We start from the raw sequence: 18,432 nt of genomic DNA, 5'->3' as shown, positions 1-18,432 counted from the left end.
AGTGCGCTCGATGGGTTCCGGGCTAGAACTCTACGGACTGCGCAAGGACGGTACCGAGTTTCCAATCGAGATCAGCCTGAGCCCGCTCGAAACCGAGGACGGCACCCTAGTATCCAGCGCCATCCGCGACGTCACCGATCGAAAACTGGCCGAAGAGAAAATGTTGCTGAGCGAAGAACGCTTTCGACTGATAGTTCAGGGGGTCAAGGATTACGCCATCCTGATGCTCGATCCGCAGGGGCGGATCGTCAGCTGGAACGAGGGGGCGCAACGAATCAAGGGTTACACCGCCGCCGAGATCATCGGGCAGCATTTCTCCTGCTTCTATACGCCTGCGGATGTGCAGGCCGACCGACCCGCCAGCGAGCTCACGACAGCCCGCAAAGAGGGTCGCTGCGAGATAGAAGGCTGGCGAGTGCGCAAGGACGGTTCCCTCTTCTGGGCCGACGTGATCATCACCGCCATGTACGGCACCGACGGTGACCTTCGCGGCTTCAGCAAGGTGACGCGGGATATAACAGAGCGCAAGAAGGCCGAGGAAACTGCCCGTGCGTTCAATCAATCCGAGCGGCGACACGCCACCCAGCTCGAAGTCGTCAACAAGGAGCTGGAGGCGTTCTCTTATTCGGTCTCGCACGACCTTCGCGCCCCGCTGCGCAGTATCGACGGCTTCAGTTCGGCGCTGATGGAAGATTACGCCGACAAACTTGACGAACAAGGTGTCAGCTACCTTGCTCGAATTCGGGCGGCCACTCGGCGCATGGCTCAACTGATCGACGACCTGATCAAACTGGCGTACGTGACGCGCAGCGAAATGCACACCGAACAGGTGGACCTCAGCGAAATGGCCAATGTCGTCCTGGCCGAATGCCGCAAGGCTGATCCGAATCGACAGGTCGAGTGCGTCGTGCAGGAGGATGTCGTCGGGTCCGGCGATCCGATTCTGCTCCGCTCGGTGCTTGAAAATCTGCTCGGCAACGCGTGGAAGTTCACCAGCAAGCGCGAGGGCGCGCGGATTGAGTTCGCATCAGCGCAGCAGGACGGACATCCGGTGTATCTCGTGCGCGACAATGGGGCGGGCTTCGATATGACCTACGGCGAAAAGCTGTTCGGCGCATTTCAACGGCTTCATGCTGCGGCGGAATTCCCCGGCACCGGCGTCGGACTCGCGACCGTGCAGCGAATCATTCATCGCCACGGCGGACGGGTTGCGGCTGAAGGCGCGGAAGATAAGGGCGCGACCTTCTCGTTTACGCTCGAAGACAACCAAGGGGGGGTGCAATGAAAGAACCGGTGATCCTGTTGGTCGAAGACAACGCCGACGATGAAGCGCTGACGATGCGCGCGCTTCAAAAGAACAATATCACCAATAAAATCGTGGTCGCGCGCGACGGGGTCGAGGCACTCGACTACCTCTTTGCCCGCGGCGCGCATGCGGGCCGGGATACGGGGACGCAGCCGGCGGTGATCCTGCTCGATTTAAAGTTGCCCAAATTGGACGGCTTCGAGGTCTTGCGCGAGCTGCGCGCGGACAACCGGACCAGGCTGCTGCCGGTGGTTATCCTCACCTCCTCCAAGGAACAGCAGGACATTGCCAACGGCTACAACCTGGGCGCCAACAGCTATGTGCGCAAGCCGGTCGATTTTCAGCAGTTTGTCGAAGCGGTTCGGCAACTGGGCCTGTACTGGCTGGTCATCAACGAGGAGCCGGTCAGCCCACGCTGGAGCGGTAAATGAGCGAACCGCGGCGCGTCCTGATCGTCGAGGACTCACCCGACGATGCCGAGCTCTCGATACGGGCTCTGCGGCGCGCCGGAATTGACCTGACCTTCCAGCGCGTGCAGACGCCGGAGACGATGCGCAAGGCGCTGGCCGAAGGAACCTGGGACCTGGTCATCTCGGACTACTCGATGCCGCGCTTCAATGGCCTGGCTGCATTGAAGATGTTGCGCGAATCGGGCCTCGATCTTCCGTTCATCCTGGTCTCGGGGACGGTGGGCGAGGATGCGGCCGTGGAGGCGATGAAGCGCGGCGCGGACGATTACATATTGAAGAGCAACCTGGCGCGGCTGCCGCTCGCCGTCGAGCGCGAGCTGCGCGACTCTGAAGTGCGAGTCGAGCGCAACCGCGCGGAGGCGCGCTATCGGAGCCTGGTCGATCGCGTGCCGGTGGGTCTGTTCAGGGTCTCGCCCGAAGGCAAGATTCTCGAGGCCAATCCGGCGTTGATCGAGATGCTGGGTTTCAGCGATGCCGACAGTCTCAAGCAAACCAGGATCAGGGACCTGTGGTTGCGGCCGGAGGAGCATGACCGGGCCGCAGCTATCATCGCAAGTGACGGCATCGTCCAGAACTTTGAGATCGAGGTACGCCGGCCCGACGGCAGCGTCACCTGGTGCGAAGAAAGTGCGCGCGCAGTCTATGATCCCGCCGGTAAGATCGTTCAGTACGAGGGAGTCCTGGTGGACGTCACCAGCCGCAAGCTCGCCGAAGCAGAAAGCAATCGCGCGCGCGATCGAGTGCGCGATCTTGCACTCGAGACGGCGCGTCTGCGCTCGGAATTCCTGGCCAACATGAGCCACGAGATTCGGACGCCGCTGGTCGGAATCATCGGGACGGGCGAGCTGCTGTCGCATTCCGAGTTGACCCACGAGCAGCGCCGCCTGACCGAGATTATTCGATCGAGCGGCGAGCTGCTGCTGACCGTGGTCAACGACATCCTCGACTTCTCGAAGCTAGCGGCCGGCCGGGTGGTGCTGGAAAAGCTCGACTTCGATCTGGTCGATCTGACGGAGAACCTGATCGACACTTTTGCGTTGGCCGCTCGCGCCAAGGGTATCGAGCTTGCCCTGCAGGTGGACGTAAACTTGCCGACCGGCCTGAAAGGCGACCCGAGCAGGCTGCGCCAGGTGCTGAACAACCTGGTGGCCAATGCGATCAAGTTCACAGAGAAAGGCGACGTGATCATACGCGCAAAGCTGGTCGAAGGCACGGCCGATGACGTGATCGTTCGGTTTGAGGTCGTCGACACGGGAATCGGGATTCCGTACGAGATGCAGGGGCGACTGTTCCAGCCGTTTGTCCAGGCCGAGGCATCGACCAACCGTCGCTTCGGTGGCACCGGACTCGGCCTTGTGATCGCGGCGAAACTGGTCGAACAAATGGGCGGCGAGATTGGATTCGAAAGCGAGCCCCGACAAGGGTCGAACTTTCATTTTACCGCACGAATCGAAAAGGGAACCGAGATTATTCGTCCATGGATGGCGCCGACGGCCGTCTCATGCTTCAACGGAATTCGGGCGATCGTCATCACCGACAGTCCAGCCACGCGCGAGGTCATCTGCGGATACCTGTCGTCGTGGGGATCTGAGAACGTGGCGGTCGGCAGCGGCGCCGAAGCGCTGGAGATACTAAAACTGGAATCTGCTGGTCACGCAAAGCGGATCGTCGCGTTGATCGACGAGCAAACGCCCGACATGGGCGCGCTCAGACTGGCGCGCGCAATCAAGGATCAATGCGGCGCGAAACATGGCAAGGTGATCATGTTCAGCGCGGAGACCGGCGGAAGAAGTGCGAGCGACGCTGTGGATGCGTCGATTACCAAGCCGTTGCGTCCGTCGAACCTCTTCAGCTGTCTGCTGGAGCTGTTTGGGGATGGCGATTGCGCCCGTATCGAGACCGTCGCCGCCGCCCCGCGCAACCCGGGTCCCGATGAACAGCCACAATGGCGCAAGGCGGTACGGGTGCTGCTGGTGGACGACAATCTCGTGAATCGAACCATTGGGGCAAAGCAGCTTTCCGCCCTGGGTTACGCAGTCGAGGTTGTCGACAGCGCGCGACAAGGATTGGCGATCGTCGCGCAGGGCTCCTGCGATCTTGTCCTGATGGATTGCGAGATGCCCGAGATGGACGGTTACGAAGCGGTCGCCGAGCTCAGGCGGCGCGAAGGAAGCGCTCGCCACACCGTCGTGATCGCTCTCACTGCACATGCGACGGCAGACGATCGCGCCCGATGCCTCGACGCCGGGATGGACGACTATTTGAGCAAGCCCATAAAGCTGCAGGTGCTCGCAGAAATGCTCGACACCTGGGTGACCGGCGAGCACGATCACATAGCCACTCGGCAGCAGTAGATACAATCACGCTGCGAGGAGCTCGAGATTGTCGGGCGCTGCGCCGTGGACCGCTCGAAGAGAGATAGTCGAATCGAAAGTGGCCAGTCGGCCCTCGTTCGATACCGAAAGCGCGAGCAGGTAAACGTCGGTAAGCTGGCGATGGCCCTGAACGTGATTCCATCGGAACCCACCAGTATCGCGAATGCTCACCGAATCGGCCCAGAAGACATGCAGCCGATCCTCACAGAAAACTCGCAAACGGGCGGCGGCGTCCTCGACCGTGGTGCGCCGGCCTGGATAGGACGCATTGGATAATATGCGGACCAGCGCGTTTTCCGTGAGCGGACAAGTCGCCCATCGGCGGCTGCGATTGCGACCGAACCACAAGTGAGCTGCTTCGTGATGCAAGTGGGCTGGGTCAAACAATGCCACCAGGACGTTTACGTCAAGCAGCGCTATCACGCACCGTCTCGCTGACTAAGGTTCGTCGCGGAGCCGGTTGACAATTTCCGGCGTGACGAGCCGGGCCCCTTGTTGCTTGGGCAGGAGCGGCACTCCGTTGCGTTTGCGCGCGGAGCGATCACGAGGTGCCAGCGCGCTGCGGGCTAGCTCAGATAAAATACGCCCCGCCGTAGTGCGCCGCCTTGCTGCGAGCTCCTTGGCACACTCGAGAACGTCCTCATCTATATCAAGCGTGGTGCGCATTACAGTTTAATCATCACGCATCAATCATCAGATGTCAACGCCGTATGCCCGATGGACGTGGCGAGGCGTCGCGGGTAGAAGTAGCTGTGATGCCGCTCGAATCTTCAATCGTCGGAAGCGCCGGAGCGCCAATGGTCAGCGAGATCGATGCGCGCTGGACGATGGCGTACGCGGCCGCGCTCGGCGATGCGATGCCGTGCTACATGGACACCATTCGCGGAGTGATTGCGCATCCGATGTTCCCGGTATGCTTCGAGTGGCCGGTGCAGGTCGCGATGCGCGCGCAGTTCGAAAAATCCACCTCGCTCACGCGCGACGAGGCCATGCGCGGCGTGCACGCGACGCATGACACTGTTCTGCATCGCCCGATTCGCCCGCCCGAACGGCTGACTACTCAGATTACGGTCGCGGGCGTCGAGCGACGCAAGCCGGGCGCGTACATGGTCACGCGGCTCGACACCGTCGATGAGGCAGGGAAGCCGGTTTGCACGAGCTGGTATGGCGCGATTTATCGCGGCGCCGAAGTCAGAGGGCCTGATTTTCCGCCGAAGCTTGCGCCCTCGCCGATGCCTCCGATCGTCGAAGAAGGCGAGCCGCTTTCAGAATGCCAGGTCGACGTGCCGGCCGGCACGGCGCACATATACACCGAGTGCGCGCGAATTTTTAATCCGATACACACCGATGCGTCGGTCGCGCGCGCAGCCGGGTTGCCTGAGATCATCCTGCACGGTACCGGAACGCTAGCGCTCGCAGTATCACGAATAGTCGAGAGCGAAGCAGGCAAGGATCCTGCGCGAGTAGAAAGAATCGCGGGGCGTTTCGGCGCGATGGTAATGATGCCGTCGAGGCTGACTGTACGTGTACTCGCGCGCGAGGGCGCGGTCGTTTTCTTCGAAGTGCTAAGCGGAGAGGGCCGGCTTGCGATTCGCGACGGCATCGTCGCGCTAAGCGCGTAGCGCTGCTTCAGAGAAATCTACCCCCCAAACTCTCTAACCCCCTTCCCTCGATAGTGGGAAGGGGAACCAGATGCGGACGCGGGCTACTGCGTCTAGTTGTTTGGGACCATGTGGCATTCCGGCGAGACGGACTTGATGCCGCCGCTCTCGGTCTGAAATTCAAACGCTTGACCACTCGACGCGGTGACTATGTACTTGTCCCCGTCTCGGGAATAGGTCACGGGCATCGATATAGGAGCAAGCGGCGTAGCCATCGTCATAAGTTTGTCGCCGAACTCGATCGCGCCGAGCTGAAAGCATTCGTTGCCCTGGTTCGGAGCTAACTTCCATTTGCCGAGAAGAGGATTCGATTTCGAGCATCCCGTGGCGACGAGGATCAGGCCAGAGGCGACAATCGTCCGTAGATACCGCATGTAGATTTGCTTCCTCCGAGGTTTCTGAAGATTAGGTTTGCGCCCACAACTTGCGGCGCGAGCTTCGCGCCAGCAGAGCAGATCACGAACAAAATTAAAAGAGTGGAATCGATCGCCTACCCAGATGCGAGAGGAACAATCGCGGGAAGAAATACTACTTGGAGTTTTCTACTGGTTGGACGTTCTCGCCGTCGCGGGCGGCCTGGCCTACGTTGACGGCTACCTTGTCTGTCGGGTTTATGCCGGATAGGACTTCCACTGTCTGGCCGTTGTCGTAGCCCAGCGTTACTTCGGAAAGGTGTAACTGATTCTTGCGGACGACGGGAACGTAGACCTTGCCGTCGCGGAACACGAGAGCGTCATCGGGGACCATAGGAGATCCTGTCCCCATCTTTATTGTGAATTCAGCGGTCGCGTACATGCCGGGGTATAGGACTTCGTCTTCGTTGGGTAGGTCTACTTCTATCAGCATCGTGCGCGTGTCGGGCGATAGCGCTTCGGGATGACGCGTTATGGTACCGGTAAATTTCTGGGTATAGCCCCTCGCCGTGATTGTGGCCGCGTCGCCGTCCCTGATGAATGGCGCGACGTTCTGCGGCGCGTAGGTGAACACGCGCAGCGGCGCCATCCGGGAGACCGTGATGATCGCGCCGGAGCCGGGAGTGCCGGGGGTGGTGGTGGCCGGCACGAGGTGGCCGGGATCGATATAACGCGCGGTTACGATGCCGTCGAAGGGCGCGGTGATCGTCTCATAGGCCTGGTAGGCGATGTCCTGCTGGAGCGTCGCGCGCGCTTGTAGCATGGTGGCGTGAGACTCATCGGCAGTCTGCTGCGGAATGACCTGGTTGCGTACCAGGATCTGATTACGCTTATCGGTGATGAGGGCGATGTTGTAGTTGGCGCGGGCGTTGGCGGTCTGCTGATCGAGCTCGGGCGAGGTCAGAACCGCGAGCAATTCGCCGGTGTGGATGCGGTCGCCCTTGTCGACCTTGATGGTCTTCAGGTAGCCGGGGACTTTGGCATAAACGTCGGTCTGATCGAAGCCTTGAATGGTGGCAGGCAACTTAAGATCGCTCGTGGTCGGAGCTTTCAGAACGTCGGAGACGAGCACGTGCGGGCCGGGTGCCTGCTGCTGCGCGAGTTCCGAGGTCTGACGGCCTAGCCATAGCTCGCGGGCAAGCACCAGGCCCGCAGTCGCGACCAGCGCGATGATGATGGCGATGATCCATCCGGCAAAGAAAAATCCGCCGGGTGCGGGCACGCTAAAATTTTTCGGATCGTCTTCTTGCTCAGGCATAGATTATTACTAAGCACCCGGCAGCGTGACTTCCTCGATCTCGCGGTCACGTTGCTTTTTGCCGATCACGTCGCGGCCGAAGATCGAATAGACGGTCGGCACCACGAACAATGTCATCATTGTAGCAGCTAACAGTCCGCCAATGACGGCGCGTCCGAGCGGCGCATTCTGCTCGGAACCGGAACCGAGCGAAAGCGCCATCGGGAGCATCCCGAGAATCATCGCCAGCGCGGTCATGATGATCGGACGGAAGCGGATGCGGCCGGCCTCGATTGCGGCGGCGAGTGGACTGTAACCTTCCTCGCGCAGCTCGTTGGCGAAAACGATCAGCAGGTTGCCGTTGGCGACGGCGACGCCGACCGCCATGATCGCGCCCATCAGCGATTCGACGTTGATAGTCGTGCCTGTGATCGCGAGCATCCAGAGCACGCCCGCCAGCGCGCCCGGCACCGCCATGATGATGATGAAAGGCTCGAGCCACGATTGAAAGTTCGCAACCATCAGCAGGTACACGAGGACGATGGCGAGAATGATGCCCTCGCCAAGGGTACGGAACGATTCGCGCATCGCCTGGCTCTGGCCGCGGATGACGACGTGGGTTCCGGCGGGCAATTTGCCGAGGTGATTGATCTCGCGCTGTACGGCCGAGGCGACGCCGCCGAGGTCGCGGCCATGGACGGCGCAATCGACGTCGATCACGCGCTGGACCGTATAATGAGCGACGACCGCGGGATCCCATCGGTGACTGATGGTGCCGAGGTTACCGAGCAACTGGGCCTGGGCTGTCGTGGTGCCGTCGACGTTGGTGGTCGACGAGGGTAGTCCGTTGATTCCGGCGGACGACCCGGGAGTGCTCAGTGGAATGTTCGACAGCGCGGCGACGGAATCGATCAGGTGCTGCGGCGACTGCGCGATGACGCTATAGTTGACGCCGTTTTTTGGATCGAGCCAGAAGTTGGGCTGCAACAGCGAAGCGCCGGAGAGCGTCGCGAGCACGCTCGAGGTGACCTGGGTCTGGGTGATGCCGAGTTGGAGCGCCTTGTCGCGATCGACGTTGACATACAAGGTCGGATAATCCTGGGGCTCGGCAATCCGTAGATCGCTGACGCCAGGAATCCGCCGCATGCGATCCTCGAGGCGCAGCGCGATGTCGTAGTCGGCCTGCAGGTCGTTGCCGTTGATCTGCGCGTCGATGGCCGCGGGCAAGCCGAAATTGAGCACCTGGCTGACGATGTCGGCAGCCTGAAAGTACACGGTGACGTTCGGAAATCGAGTCGCGAGCAGCTCGCGAACCTTCTGCTGATAACCGGCGGTCGGCTTATGCTTGGGCTGCAACTGGATGAGCACGTCGGCATCCTGCGGACCGATCGAATCGGTCTGATAAAACGCCAAGTCGTAGGACAGCGGCAACCCGATGTTGTCGCTGATGCCCAGCAGCTCGTCGGCAGGCACCACGGTGCGAATCGCGCGTTCAATCTGGTCGAGCACGTACTCGGTGTGTTCGACGCGGGTCCCGGTCGGCATCCGCACGTGCAAACTCATCATGCCGGCGTCGATGGTGGGAAAGAAATCCTCGCCGACCACCAGCAGCATCGCTGCCGAAGACAGGATGATGATGGCGACAAACACCAGTGAGAAATTCCGGCGTGCGATGAACTTGGCGAGCCCGTATCGATACCGCTCCTTGACCTTCTCGAAACGCGCATCGAAGCCGCGCACTATCTTCCCCCATCTGCCGCTGCCGAGGTTCTCCTCGTGGGTGTCGGAGAGAAGATGACGCGCCATCGAAGGGACCAGGGTGCGCGACAGAAGGTACGAGGTGAGCATCGAGAAGACGACGGCCAGCGCGAGCGGGGTGAACAGAAATTTCGCAACTCCAGTCAGCAGCACGACCGGAAAAAAGACGATGCAAATCGAGAGCGTGCCGACAAAAGTCGGGGTTGCGATCTGCGATGCGCCGTCGAGAATCGCGACCAGCAACGGTTTGTGCATCGCGTGATTGCGATGGATGTTTTCGACTTCGACGGTGGCGTCGTCGACCAGCATCCCGACCGCGAGCGCGATCCCGCCCAGCGTCATCGTGTTGATGGTCTGGCCGCTGAGCTTGAGGCCGATGATGGCGGTCAGAATCGACAGTGGAATCGAGGTGATGACGATCAGCATGCTGCGCGGCGATCCAAGGAACAGCAGCACCATGACTGCGACCAGGAACGCCGCCGTGACGGCCTCCTGCACCACGTCACGCAACGCGGCGCGCACGAATTGCGATTGGTCGAAGGTGAGCGCCACGTTGAGGCCTTTGGGCGCCGTCGCGCGGATGTCGGGCAGCTTCGCTTTGACGTCATCGACCACCGTCAGAGTCGAAGCGTCGGCGTGTTTGACCACGAGCAGGTAGGTGGCCTGCTGTCCGTTGAAGCGCACCACGTTGGTCTGGGGCTGATGGGTGTCGGTGACGGGAGCAACGTCGCCGAGGAAAACCGGCGCGCCGTTCAGGTACTTGATCGGCAACCGGTTGAAGTCGGGGACCTTGTTCACCGACATGTTCATGTCGACGTTGTATTCGTAATTGCCCATCTTGGCGGTACCGGACGGGATGACGACGTTGGTGGCGCCGAGAGCGTTGCCGACGTCGTAGGCGGAGATCCCGTTGGCGTAGAGCGCGGTCGGATCGAGGTTGGCTATTACCGCGCGGCTGACGCCGCCCAGCGGAGCGGGCGATGAAAAACCGGGAATGGTGAAGAGCTGGATGCGGATGAAATTGAGGCCGTAGTCGAAAAGCTTGGAGGTCGAGAGAACGTCGCTGTAAATGTTGAGCTGCGCGACCGGAACGTTGCTGGCGTTGTACGAAATGATCTGCGGCGGTTCGATGCCGCGCGGCAGGTTACTCAGGATCGTCTCGGACACCGCATTTATCTGCGCGATCGCGGCGCCGATGTCGCTGCCTGGTTGGAAATACACCTTGAGGATGCCGATGCCGTTGATCGATTCGGATTCGATATGCTCGATGCCGTTGACGGTGGTCGAGTACGCGCGCTCAGAGATGAAGACCATGCGCCGCTCGACGTCGAACGCGGACAGGCCCGGGTAATTCCAGACCACCAGCACGACCGGCAGATCGATCGACGGGAAGATGTCGACGTTCATGAGGTTGAACGAGAGAACGCCGAGCACGAGCATCAGGAGCGCCATCACGGCGACCGAAAGTGGCCGGCGGAGCGCGAGGCGAACAATCCACATAAGGTGCGGCGAAAACCGTAGTTAACTGTTAAAGAAGGGCCGAAGGTTACACATAAGCAGCGAGTACATTTTTCAAATTATTGGAGGTTGTCGCCCAAGGCAAGATTGAAACGCTGAACGGAGGATCGCGGAGAGTCAGTTGTATCGAGGTGCGCGGCGCCGGCGCATTCGAGGTCGCACGTTCGCCGGTCGCTTTCAGCGAGCGGAAACTGGGCGAAGCTCTTTATGATGGACAGGAGCGGACGGCTTTCTAGTTCATGTCGGTGAAGGATTCAATTCCGGATTTTTTAAGTACAGAAACGGCTTGTGTCGCGTCTGACTGAGCGACGAGTACGACGGGGCAATCATTGATGATGCCGCCTGGACGCGCGGATAAAATCATATGGTGTCGGAGGACCCGGCACGCGCGCATTTCCAAGTCCCCGTTCGGAGAATCGGGATCAGGCGAGAGTGGGAAGATTCGCATTAGCGCAACCTACATTTTGAATAAAAATTTCGTAACGCCTGAAAATCTACAATAACGGTCGCGTTTAAGACAAACAAAATGAGCCGCCCTCGCCACACAAAACGAGCCCTGCGGATCTGGTTCGCGCGATTGTTGGCAACCGTGCCGACAGTCAGACAATTCGCGCGACGGCCGGGATGCGGCGGATGGTCGCACTGGCGCTCCAGCTCAGCAGCAGCACGCCTGCGAATACGAGCAGTCCCTTTGTGACGGCTGGAAGCGGCGCGCTGAGGATCGCGAGCTGCAGCCATGACACGAACATATAGTGAATCAGGTACATCCCGTATTCGTTGTCGCTCAGGCTGTCCCAGAGCCAACGGCGGCGTGTGGCGAAGCGCACGAACAGCGCCATGAACGAGAACGATATCGCGCCGCAAGTGAGCGCGAACATCGCGCCGCCGACGATGTTCAAAACGACCGGCGACATCGAGGCGCCCTTTGAAATCACGACCAGCATGAACACCACGCTCACCGCGAATACGACGAGCATCGCGATGGTCCACCGCATCCAGTGGCGCGCGAGGATTCCGTCGGGTGCGAGCAGACCGCGGTCGATGCCGTAAGCACCGACGCCGATTCCCGCAAGAAAGTAGACGGGCTTCTTCATGTCGCTGATGTTTTTCGTTTCCGGGCTGTTCATATGGTCGAGTCTTCAGCGCAAAGGCAACTCGAGCTTCGTACGCGATCGACTACACGGCTTCTGACTGAACGGCCAGAAGCGTTCGGTGACTGCCCGACCGGACCAACACACGTCAAGCTTACGAATTAAGAGTGCGTTGCATGCACCCAGAACCCTTCCCCACCGGTCGCGTTGCGGCCGGCCTCCTCTCCCGCGAAGGAACGGGCGAGGTACCGGAAGGAAGGAGAACGGTCGCGAGGTTTAAGGGACGGGGGCGGCGTGCAGGAGGCCGGCGGCTTCGTCGTAGCCTAGCATCAGGTTCATGTTCTGGACGGCTTGGCCCGCGGCGCCTTTGCCGAGGTTGTCGATCGCGGTTATTACGAGCAGCGTTTGGCTGCGGCGATCGAGTATGAACGCCAGTTCGCAGTAGTTCGTCGCGCGTACGTTGCGCAGTTCGGGTAGTTCGCCCGGCTTGAGGATTCGCACGAAGCGGGACTTGGCGAAGCTGGCCTCGAAGGCGGCGTGAACGTCGCTCTCGGTGGTGCCAGCGCGCGGGCGCATGAAAATCGAGCTCAGCAGGCCGCGCGTGATCGGCAGCAGATGCGGCACGAACAGCAACGCAATGTCGCGGCCGAGCGCGGCGGAGATTTCCTGCTCCATCTCGGGGACGTGCCGATGGTTACCGACCTTGTACGCACGGAAATTCTCGTTGACCTCAGCGAACAGCTGCTCGATCGAGGCAGCGCGGCGCGCACCGGTGGTGCCCGACTTCGCGTCGATAATTATCGATGACGGCTCGATCAGGTCGCGCCTGATGAGCGGCAGCAGCGCGAGCAGCGCGCCGGTCGGGAAGCATCCGGGGGTTGCGACGAGGCGCGCCTCGCGAAGCTCGTGGCGATGAAATTCGCTGAGCCCATACACCGCTTCCTTGAGAAGTTGCGGCGCGGGATGCTCGATACCGTAAGTCGTGCGGAACTGTGCCGCATCCTTGAAGCGATAGTCCGCCGACAGATCAACTACCTTGACGCCCGCTTTGATCAGTTCGGCGGTGTGCGCGGTGCCGACCGTCTCCGGCAAGCATGAGATGGCGACCTCTGCGCGGCCCTGCACCAGGTCGGGACGCAATTCCTCGAACGGCGGCAAGTCGATGCCGGCCATGTGACGATAAACGTCGGCGACTTCGCGCCCAGCGTAGTGCTCGGAGGTGAGCACGCTCAGCTCGACGAACGGATGGCTCGAGAGAATGCGAACCGCCTCGATACCCGAGTACCCGGAGGCGCCAACCACAGCCACCTTGACCTTGTCGTGCGTAGCCACTTGCGGGATTTCGATGCTCCTTTGCGAGTTGAGGTAGAATCTACTCAGTTATCATGATTGCGCGAGCCGAGCCAGTTAACGGCTACTTGCTCTCGAACTCGAAGACCATCTCGGTCGGCGGATGGTCGGGGTCGGCGGCGAGTTTATCGAGGTAAATTCGCACCGGGGTATCATCCGGCTGGGTCTCGCTGAGGTGTATCAGCTCCTGGTGCGCGGAAAATACGTCGCCCGCGCGAATCATCGAGAGCGCATCGGCGAAGTGGCGATAGAACGAAGGATCGACGCCGTCGTTGTCGCGTCCGGCGACGTGGACGATTGGCACGAACAGCTCTTTTCCCTTGACCTTCACCAGCCCGAGCTCGCGCGCGATATAGCCTGCCCCCGCTTCGCTGTAGGTCTGACGACTCACCAGCAGATGCACTTTGAAATGGCGGGTGAGTCCCTCGAGCCTCGAAGAGAAATTGACGGTGTCGCCGATGACCGAATAATCGAAACGCTTTTCGCCGCCGAGATTGCCGACCACGACGTCGCCGGTCGAAATGCCGATGCCGATATCGAGGTCCGCAAACCGCGGATCGTTCTTCTGCAGTCCGTGCAGGTTCTCGAGCATCTTGAGCGCGCAATCAAGTGCGGAGCGCGATGGATTTTCAAGGTCGTTGGGCGCACCCCAGAACGCCATGATTCCGTCGCCCATCAACTTGTCCACCACACCGCCGGTCTTGAGAATCACGTCGATCATCGAGGTCATATAGGTGTTCAGCAGCGCGAGCAGCTCCTCGGGCTCGGTCTTCTCGGCGCGCTTGGTGAAGCTCACGATGTCGGCGAACAGGATCGCGAGATGACGCTTTTCGCCGCCGAGCTTCAGGCCCTCGGGCGAGTCGAGCACCGCGCTGATGACATCGGGGTCCATGTAATGCTCGAAGACATTGCGCAAGTAGCGCTTTTCGCGGCCTTCGGTGATGTACCGATAGCCGGCCAGAAACATATAAAGGAGAAAGGCGGCGAACATCGGAAAGACAATCCCGACTACCAGACCCTGGTGAAGCAGACGGTGTTGCGCGTAAGCGTAGTAGCCGACCAGCAGGATCACGCCCAGCATGGCGGACGACATTGCCGAGAGCCACGCAACGCCGAGCGCCATCGCGATACCGATCAGGAGCGTAGCGACCAGCGATATTTCCTGGGCCTCGATCGGACGGCGGAGGAAGTCGCCCTGAAGCATGTTGTCGATCGCGTTAGCGTGGATCTCGACGCGCGGCATGTCGGGATTGACGGGAGTGACGGCGCGATCACCGAGGCCGTGAGCAGTCGCGCCTACCAGCACGATTTTTCCCGCGAGTTTCTCGGGCGCGATTTTGTGATTGATGATGTCTGAGATCGAGTAGTACGGGAACGGATCGGCGCCCCGGCGGAAATTCACCAGCATCCTTCCGTCGTCATCGACCGGTATACGCACACCGGCGATTGCGACGCCTGACACGCCGTCCTGATCGAGGCCCAACATCATCGGCGCGCCGCCGGCAAATGCGTCGGTGACAGCGAGAAATAGCGGCACGCAGAATTGGCCGTCGAAATGGATGACCGTCATCTCGGTGCGCATCTCGCCGTCGACGTCCGCGTCAATATCGAAGAATCCGATCGATTTGGCCGAGTCGTTGAGCAGCGCGGTGGGCGGCTCATACGCGCGCGCCTCGATCAAATCGTGAGGGTTGCCGGGCGCGCGCCGGATGATTCCGTAGGTTAGCGGTCCCGGCGCTCGAATCTTGTCGACGAACCCGGCGGTGGTCGCTGCGCCGACGTGTCCCTTCAGATGGTGCGTCTGAAATGCGTAGCCGAGCACGGTCTCGCCTTGCGCTTTCATCGCCTTGGCAAATGCCTCATCGTTGCTGGGGCCAAGGACGTCGCGAATCGAGTTCCCGGTCAGGCCGAGCTCCGCGAGCTTCTGACTTATGTCTGAACGCGAGACGTCGCCCTTGTCGGCTTCGCTGAAAATAGCGTCGAACCCGATTACCTTGACCTTGTAGTCGTTGAGCGCATTGACCAGCTGGCCCAGCACGATCCTCGGCCACGGCCATTGCCCAAGCTGGGCGATACTGCGGTCGTCGATGGTGGCGATTGCGATCGCGCCTGAGGACGGATGCGGAGCGCCCGTGTTGATTCGAAGATCGTACGCGATCAGATCCATCCGCTCGAAGGCGGCGTGGAACCGATCATGCGCGACGAACAGAAAACCGAGCAGCACGATTCCGAACAGGAATGTGCGCCACGAGAACCTGCCACGTGCCGATTGTGCGCTCGCCATCTTTAGCGATTCGAGCTTAGCTCGCCGGGAGTCCCACGGCTAATCCATCGGACCGTATTTGTACCTCTCCACTCGGAAGAGGTCGACGGGAGTCCGCGAGCGTCGGGTGAGGGCGCATGCATTCAGCGTAATGCCGGCGCCCTCACCCGCGCTGGAGGCGCGTCCTCTCCCGAGGGGAGAGGTAAGAATGTGTGCCGCGCTGGTAAAGGTCCCCCCTACTCGAACCAGCTTAGTTGCTTGTACATGCTGATCTGGCCGTACTGATGCGCGTTGCCGTAGCCGGCCTGCGCGGTCACCCCAAGCTGCCATGGCCGGTAGTAGAAGCCAAGATCGGGGCCACCCTGTCCCTGCGCGTTGCTCAAAAATCCGCCGAAGTACATCGCGCCGCCGATGCCGCCGAGGACCATAAATTTCTCGGTCGAGAGCAGGATTGCCTCGAGATCGATTTCGCTGCTTTCGACGCCGTTTTGCCAATTGTAAATCGAGCTGAAAGATCCGTTGATCGGATGCGTGCTGTGCAGCAAGAGCCAACTCGAGAAGTCGCCCTCGATTATGGGTGCGTCGCTATCCGCGACGTCGTGGCCGCCCGAGACATAAAGATGAGTACCGGTGCATAGCGTAAAATCGACGCCGCCCTGGAAGCGCCCGAAGTTCAGGCGCGGAAAACTGCCGCTGCCCGGCGCCAACGGACTCTCGAAGCCGTTGCCAATCCACAATTGGTAGCCGGTCGCGCGGCCAAAGACTCCGACGTAAGGCGTGACGCTTTGTTCGACCTGCACACCTTCCTGCAGGACGCCATATTTGTCGCTGACGTAGCCGCCGCCGAATAGCGTCGCCTGGAGCAGGCCAGGGGTTTGAAGCGAATAGAACCCGGGATAGGTGTCTTCGAACCATTGCGCATGCGCAGGCGGCGCGCTCGCCAGGGCGCTCAGAGCCAGCATAAGCGCGACAATCACGCCAACGCGGGAAATTAAATTCTTCACCACGTTTCCACCTCCTCTATGCCCCTAATGCCCCGTCACGACCGTCGTCATGTTCACGCACACCGGACATGCCGGAACCGGCGCAGCGCTCGATCCCGGAGCGGCTCCCGCGAAACTGGCGCCGCCCGCGTTGGCACTTTCGAGCGACACCGCGCCGGTCATCGACAACGGTCCCGCATCGGTCGGAGGCTTGTCGCACGGCAGCGTCGCCTCGTAGCCCGCATGGACATCCTCACCCGTATTGGGAGCCCCGAGGGGCGCCAAGTTGACGGTCCCCTGATATACGGAGACGTCAGTATATTTCTCGCATCCCTGGTAACCGGGCCGAATTACATTCTCGCTGTAGGCGGTGTCGAACTTGGTCCCGCGAACTGCTGCGACCGCGTTGGGGGTATGCACCTGGTAGTCGGCGGGTGCGCCACCCGATGCGGCATTCACCAGCGATCGCATCACGCCGGAAAACAAGCTCACGCGGGTGGCGGTGGCTCCGCCGGTGATCGTGAATTGATCGAGCGTGATACTGCTGGCGGGTCCGAGTTCGAGGCGGCTCTGATCGTTCAGTATGATGACGGCGTGGCCGTTGGGGCCGGTGATGACCCGGTCGCCGACGTTGACGCCAACGCCGGACGCCGCCCCGATCGTCGCGCCACCGGTCCGTTGAATCTGCACCTGGCCATTCACGGACTGGAAGGATCCAGCGACCGTTTGCGCCATCGCCGTTCGAGATACGATTAACAGCGCGCTAAAGAGCAACAACCCCGCAGCCACCCCGGCGCTATAGTGTATTCGGTCTCGACGCATCTATTGGCGCTCCTTTGACGTAGCGCCTACCTTGTATTTGTCCGCATCATCATTTGTCAAATGCCTCGGCTAAGCATCTGTAATCGCAGCGCAAATTAAAAGGGCGCGAGCATCGCCCGCGCCCCTTTTGGGACTTGTAATTTGTTCCGCGCTGCACACCGCGGAGTAGATCTTTCTTTATCGCTTGGAGTATTGCGGCCGCTTGCGGGCTTTGTGACGGCCGTATTTCTTGCGCTCGACCTCGCGCGGATCGCGCGTCAGCATCCCACCCTTGCGCAGCGTGGGCCGCAGCGTTTCGGTTGCGCTGATCAGCGCTCGCGAAATTCCGAGGCGGACCGCGTCGGCCTGTGCGGCGATTCCACCGCCCTCGACGCTTGCGAGCACATCGTACTGCCCGACGGTCTCGGTCAGCTCGAAGGGCTCCAGAATTCGCATCCGCGAGGTTGGACGGGGGAAGTAGTCCTCGAGCGTGCGCTCGTTGATCGTGATAGTGCCGCTGCCGGCAAACATTCGGACGCGCGCCACCGAGGTCTTGCGCCGCCCTGTCGTCCAGATGATGTTTTTCTTTTCTGCCATGGAAAGATCGATACCTTTAGACGTTCACGCTTTTGGGCTTCTGCGCTGAATGCGGATGCTCGGCGCCGCGATAGACTTTAAGCTTGTTGAAAATCTGATGGCCGAGGCGATTCTTCGGCAGCATCCCTTTCACCGCAATCTCGAGCAGGCGCTCGGGCTTCTCCTCGAGCATCTTGCCCGCCGAGGTCTTGCGAATTCCGCCAGGCCATTCGGTATGACGGTAGTACACCTTGCCGACGGTTTTCGATCCCGTCAGGCGAACCTTGGCGGCATTGATGATAACGACAAAGTCGCCGGTATCCTGGTTGGGAGTGTAATCGGGACGGGTCTTGCCGGTGAGCAAGTTGGCGGCGCGCGACGCGACGCGTCCGAGGGCGCGCTCGCTCGCATCGATCACGACCCATTGGCGGTCACGCAGTCCACTCTCACGGGAGATGCTGCGGGTTTGTTCGGTCAGTTTCAAATTAATACACCTGGTAAAGTCAATTTTGGCGGGGCCGATGGGATTTGAACCCACGACTTCCGACGTGACAGGCCGGCGTTCTAACCGGGCTGAACTACGACCCCGCCCGAACCATCTGTTGTGACATTTTCCAGCCCCCGTAGCAA

General features: G+C 60.7%; 15 protein-coding genes and 1 tRNA gene. 4 read left to right on the top strand and 12 right to left on the bottom strand.

The window, feature by feature from the left end; genetic code table 11:
* Positions 1 to 10 precede the first annotated feature (10 nt).
* From WB650_RS12825 to WB650_RS12815, 3 genes are read left to right on the top strand one after another with little or no spacing between them, the layout of a single operon-like run.
* Positions 11 to 1,285 (top strand): sensor histidine kinase, encoded by a 1,275-nt coding sequence (locus tag WB650_RS12825; protein WP_423960724.1) that lies wholly within the window; start codon positions 11 to 13, stop codon positions 1,283 to 1,285.
* A complete protein-coding gene (locus WB650_RS12820; protein WP_422304039.1) occupies positions 1,282 to 1,737 on the top strand; it encodes a response regulator in 456 nt (151 codons plus the stop codon). Before WB650_RS12825 ends, WB650_RS12820 begins: the two co-directional genes overlap by 4 nt.
* Entirely contained in the window at positions 1,734 to 4,130 is a 2,397-nt protein-coding gene (locus tag WB650_RS12815) for a response regulator (protein WP_423960722.1), read from the top strand. The genes WB650_RS12820 and WB650_RS12815 overlap by 4 nt, the downstream gene beginning before the upstream one ends.
* Before the next feature lie 6 nt (positions 4,131 to 4,136).
* Here WB650_RS12815 and WB650_RS12810 read toward each other — a convergent pair whose 3' ends face one another.
* On the bottom strand, positions 4,137 to 4,574 hold the full coding sequence (locus tag WB650_RS12810; RefSeq protein WP_422304041.1) for a TA system VapC family ribonuclease toxin: 438 nt from the start codon (positions 4,572 to 4,574) through the stop codon (positions 4,137 to 4,139).
* 287 nt (positions 4,575 to 4,861) lie between these two features.
* Between WB650_RS12810 and WB650_RS12805 the strand changes: the two genes are divergently transcribed.
* Positions 4,862 to 5,773 carry a MaoC/PaaZ C-terminal domain-containing protein gene (locus WB650_RS12805; protein ID WP_422304042.1) on the top strand — a complete coding sequence of 304 codons (912 nt, stop codon included), beginning with the start codon at positions 4,862 to 4,864 and terminating at the stop codon, positions 5,771 to 5,773.
* 92 nt (positions 5,774 to 5,865) lie between these two features.
* Here WB650_RS12805 and WB650_RS12800 read toward each other — a convergent pair whose 3' ends face one another.
* The 11 genes from WB650_RS12800 to WB650_RS12750 all read right to left on the bottom strand — a co-directional run bounded on the left by WB650_RS12800 (position 5,866) and on the right by WB650_RS12750 (position 18,390).
* On the bottom strand, positions 5,866 to 6,186 hold the full coding sequence (locus tag WB650_RS12800) for a hypothetical protein (protein ID WP_422304043.1): 321 nt from the start codon (positions 6,184 to 6,186) through the stop codon (positions 5,866 to 5,868).
* 154 nt (positions 6,187 to 6,340) lie between these two features.
* Positions 6,341 to 7,483 (bottom strand): efflux RND transporter periplasmic adaptor subunit, encoded by a 1,143-nt coding sequence (locus WB650_RS12795; RefSeq protein WP_422304044.1) that lies wholly within the window; start codon positions 7,481 to 7,483, stop codon positions 6,341 to 6,343.
* A gap of 9 nt (positions 7,484 to 7,492) precedes the next feature.
* Entirely contained in the window at positions 7,493 to 10,720 is a 3,228-nt protein-coding gene (locus WB650_RS12790) for an efflux RND transporter permease subunit (protein WP_423960720.1), read from the bottom strand.
* A gap of 617 nt (positions 10,721 to 11,337) precedes the next feature.
* Positions 11,338 to 11,865 (bottom strand): acyltransferase family protein, encoded by a 528-nt coding sequence (locus WB650_RS12785; protein ID WP_422304175.1) that lies wholly within the window; start codon positions 11,863 to 11,865, stop codon positions 11,338 to 11,340.
* 240 nt (positions 11,866 to 12,105) lie between these two features.
* Positions 12,106 to 13,161, bottom strand: coding sequence for an N-acetyl-gamma-glutamyl-phosphate reductase (gene argC / locus WB650_RS12780; RefSeq protein ID WP_422304174.1), 1,056 nt, complete (start codon positions 13,159 to 13,161; stop codon positions 12,106 to 12,108).
* An 82-nt stretch (positions 13,162 to 13,243) separates the two neighbouring features.
* Complete coding sequence (locus WB650_RS12775) at positions 13,244 to 15,463, bottom strand: CHASE2 domain-containing protein (RefSeq protein WP_423960717.1); 2,220 nt, start codon at positions 15,461 to 15,463, stop codon at positions 13,244 to 13,246.
* A gap of 215 nt (positions 15,464 to 15,678) precedes the next feature.
* Positions 15,679 to 16,446, bottom strand: a complete 768-nt coding sequence (locus tag WB650_RS12770; RefSeq protein WP_422305224.1) for a hypothetical protein — start codon at positions 16,444 to 16,446, stop codon at positions 15,679 to 15,681.
* 24 nt (positions 16,447 to 16,470) lie between these two features.
* Positions 16,471 to 17,160, bottom strand: coding sequence for a FecR family protein (locus WB650_RS12765; RefSeq protein ID WP_422305222.1), 690 nt, complete (start codon positions 17,158 to 17,160; stop codon positions 16,471 to 16,473).
* 264 nt (positions 17,161 to 17,424) lie between these two features.
* Positions 17,425 to 17,823, bottom strand: a complete 399-nt coding sequence (gene rpsI, locus WB650_RS12760) for a 30S ribosomal protein S9 (RefSeq protein WP_422292375.1) — start codon at positions 17,821 to 17,823, stop codon at positions 17,425 to 17,427.
* 16 nt (positions 17,824 to 17,839) lie between these two features.
* A complete protein-coding gene (gene rplM / locus WB650_RS12755; protein WP_422305226.1) occupies positions 17,840 to 18,280 on the bottom strand; it encodes a 50S ribosomal protein L13 in 441 nt (146 codons plus the stop codon).
* A 32-nt stretch (positions 18,281 to 18,312) separates the two neighbouring features.
* Positions 18,313 to 18,390, bottom strand: a tRNA-Asp gene (locus tag WB650_RS12750).
* Positions 18,391 to 18,432 lie beyond the last annotated feature (42 nt).

It is taken from the genome of Binatus sp. (SeqCode), assembly GCF_049584895.1.
Taxonomy (GTDB): Bacteria; Desulfobacterota; Binatia; order Binatales; family Binataceae; genus Binatus.
This window is presented reverse-complemented; position numbering and strand designations above follow the sequence as displayed.

Excerpts from the sequence above, each read along its gene's own strand:
- WB650_RS12825 (WP_423960724.1), top strand. The coding sequence starts at position 11 with ATGGGTTCCGGGCTAGAACTCTACGGACTGCGCAAGGACGGTACCGAG.
- WB650_RS12820 (WP_422304039.1), top strand. The coding sequence starts at position 1,282 with ATGAAAGAACCGGTGATCCTGTTGGTCGAAGACAACGCCGACGATGAA.
- WB650_RS12815 (WP_423960722.1), top strand. The coding sequence starts at position 1,734 with ATGAGCGAACCGCGGCGCGTCCTGATCGTCGAGGACTCACCCGACGAT.
- WB650_RS12805 (WP_422304042.1), top strand. The coding sequence starts at position 4,862 with ATGCCCGATGGACGTGGCGAGGCGTCGCGGGTAGAAGTAGCTGTGATG.
- WB650_RS12800 (WP_422304043.1), bottom strand. The coding sequence starts at position 6,186 with ATGCGGTATCTACGGACGATTGTCGCCTCTGGCCTGATCCTCGTCGCC.
- WB650_RS12795 (WP_422304044.1), bottom strand. The coding sequence starts at position 7,483 with ATGCCTGAGCAAGAAGACGATCCGAAAAATTTTAGCGTGCCCGCACCC.
- WB650_RS12790 (WP_423960720.1), bottom strand. The coding sequence starts at position 10,720 with ATGTGGATTGTTCGCCTCGCGCTCCGCCGGCCACTTTCGGTCGCCGTG.
- WB650_RS12785 (WP_422304175.1), bottom strand. The coding sequence starts at position 11,865 with ATGAACAGCCCGGAAACGAAAAACATCAGCGACATGAAGAAGCCCGTC.
- WB650_RS12775 (WP_423960717.1), bottom strand. The coding sequence starts at position 15,463 with ATGGCGAGCGCACAATCGGCACGTGGCAGGTTCTCGTGGCGCACATTC.
- WB650_RS12765 (WP_422305222.1), bottom strand. The coding sequence starts at position 17,160 with ATGGCGCAAACGGTCGCTGGATCCTTCCAGTCCGTGAATGGCCAGGTG.
- rpsI (WP_422292375.1), bottom strand. The coding sequence starts at position 17,823 with ATGGCAGAAAAGAAAAACATCATCTGGACGACAGGGCGGCGCAAGACC.